General features: G+C 70.6%; 2 protein-coding genes. Both read right to left on the reverse strand.

What is annotated here, in order from left to right; genetic code table 11:
- Positions 1-190: 190 nt before the first annotated feature.
- Positions 191-955, reverse strand: coding sequence for an SDR family NAD(P)-dependent oxidoreductase (locus G6048_RS47955; protein WP_165345876.1), 765 nt, complete (start codon positions 953-955; stop codon positions 191-193).
- 32 nt (positions 956-987) lie between these two features.
- Positions 988-1866: an Fpg/Nei family DNA glycosylase gene (locus G6048_RS47960; protein WP_165345877.1), complete on the reverse strand. Its 879-nt coding sequence runs from the start codon at positions 1864-1866 to the stop codon at positions 988-990.
- Positions 1867-1893 lie beyond the last annotated feature (27 nt).

A 1893-nucleotide genomic window follows, 5' to 3' on the forward strand; every position in this document is an offset into this window, starting at 1 on the left:
GGATGGTCGCGGCCGGGGGGTGGGGGTTGAGTCTGCTTCCGGTGCACTGTGTGCCGAAGGCCCGGGCCGCGGCTGAGGACCCGGCTCAAGGTTGAACGTCCGCCAAGGCTGAAGGTCCGCCACGCCTGAAGATTCGCCCAGGCTGACCGAGGTCTGGGTTTCGCTTCGGGAAGTAATCCGGGCGCGGGTGCTACCAGGGCATAGTCACGCCGCCATTCGGGCGGAGGATCTGGCCGGTTGTGAAGGCCGAGGCGTCGCAGGCGAGATACAGCACGGCGTGCGCGATGTCCTCCGGCTCGCCGACCCGGCCCAGGGGTGACATCCGCGCCATGACCGCCTCGGTCCGCGCCTGGGCCTCGTCGTCGGGGCGGTCCGTCATGGGCGTACGGATCCAGCCCGGCGCGACCGCGTTGACGCGGATGCCGTGCGGCCCCATCTCGGTCGCCAGGGTCTTGGTCAACTGGACGACGGCCGCCTTCGCCGCCCCGTAGCAGAGCAGCCCGGGCCCTCCGGTGTCGACAGCGCCCGAGGCCATGGTGACGATGCTGCCGCGCGTCCCGGACGCGATCATGGCGCGGGCCCCTTCCTGGCACGCGTAGAGCACGCCCTTGAAGTTGACGCGGAGTACTCGGTCGAGATCCTCGTCGCGGGTCTCAAGGACCGGGCTGCTGTGCATGATCCCGGCGACGGCTGCCATCACATCCAGGCGCTCACAGGTCGCGACCGCCTGGCCGAGCCGGGCGCGGTCGGTCACGTCGAGGGCGTGTGTGTGGGCCACGCCGCCCGTGTCCTTGATGAGGGCCGCCGTCTCGTCGAGGCCCCGGTCGTCGCGGTCCGCGCAGTGCACGACGGCTCCCGCCTCCGCGAGCAGCACGGCACAGGCGCGGCCGATGCCGCTCGCGGCGCCGGTGACGAAGGCGGTGCGTCCGGTGAGGTCGTACGCCGTGACAGGCATGAAAGGACCGTACGAGGATTTCTGACGGGTCGTCAATTACTTGTACGGGATGAGGGCGGGGCCATAGGCGGCGGGGTTGTACGCGATGGAGGTGTACGTGATCGGGAGGGCCCCGTCTCGGGGACCGGGCCGGACTGGCATGTCGGGCACCAGTATGTGGGCCGCTCTCGGGAGCCGTCGCCCTGGTTCGCCGTACGGATCGAGGTGCGGCAGCGCAGGCAGGGGCGGGGTGTGCGGCCGTAGACGAAGAGGTTCTGGTCGCGGCGGCCCGTGGTGGTGCGGGCGGGGCGGTCGCGGTTGGCTTCCAGGAGCTTCTTGGCGAGGGCGGGCAACTGGGCGGCACGTTCGGCGTCGAGGTCGCCGATGGGCAGCCATGGGGTGACCCGGAGCAGGAAGCAGAGCTCGCTCTTGTAGACATTGCCGATTCCGGCGAGGTTGCGCTGGTCGAGGAGAGCTTCGCCGAGTGGGCGGGCCGGGTCGCGCTGGAGGTTCTCCAGGGCCTTGTCGGGGTTCCAGTCAGGGCCCAGGAGGTCGGGGCCGAGGTGGCCCACGGCCCGGTGCTCGTCGGTGCTGCGAAGCAGTTCCAGTACGGGGAGCCGGTAGCCGACCGCTGTGTGCTCCGCAGTGCCGAGGATCACGCGGATCTGGTGACCGGGGCCGCCACTCCAGCGCTGGCCGGACGCGTACACCTTCCAGGAACCGTCCATCCTCAGGTGCGTATGCAGCGTCAGCCCGCCCTCGATACGGGTGAGCAGGTGTTTTCCGCGCGGGGTGACGTCCAGGACAGTCCGCCCGGTGAGGTCGGCCGTAGCGTACTGGGGCACCCGGAAGTCTGAGCGGGTGAGCACGCGGCCCGCGAGCGCCGTGTGCAGGCGCCGGGCGGTCTGCCAGACGGTGTCTCCTTCGGGCATGGGGTCCAGGGTGGCATGGGGTGGGCT

It is taken from the genome of Streptomyces ureilyticus (genome assembly GCF_011045025.1).
GTDB classification, from domain to species: Bacteria; Actinomycetota; Actinomycetes; order Streptomycetales; family Streptomycetaceae; genus Streptomyces; species Streptomyces ureilyticus.

Bases quoted from the DNA above. Each gene is read 5' to 3' on its own strand.
- G6048_RS47960 (WP_165345877.1), bottom strand. From the start codon at position 1,866: ATGCCCGAAGGAGACACCGTCTGGCAGACCGCCCGGCGCCTGCACACG.
- G6048_RS47955 (WP_165345876.1), bottom strand. From the start codon at position 955: ATGCCTGTCACGGCGTACGACCTCACCGGACGCACCGCCTTCGTCACC.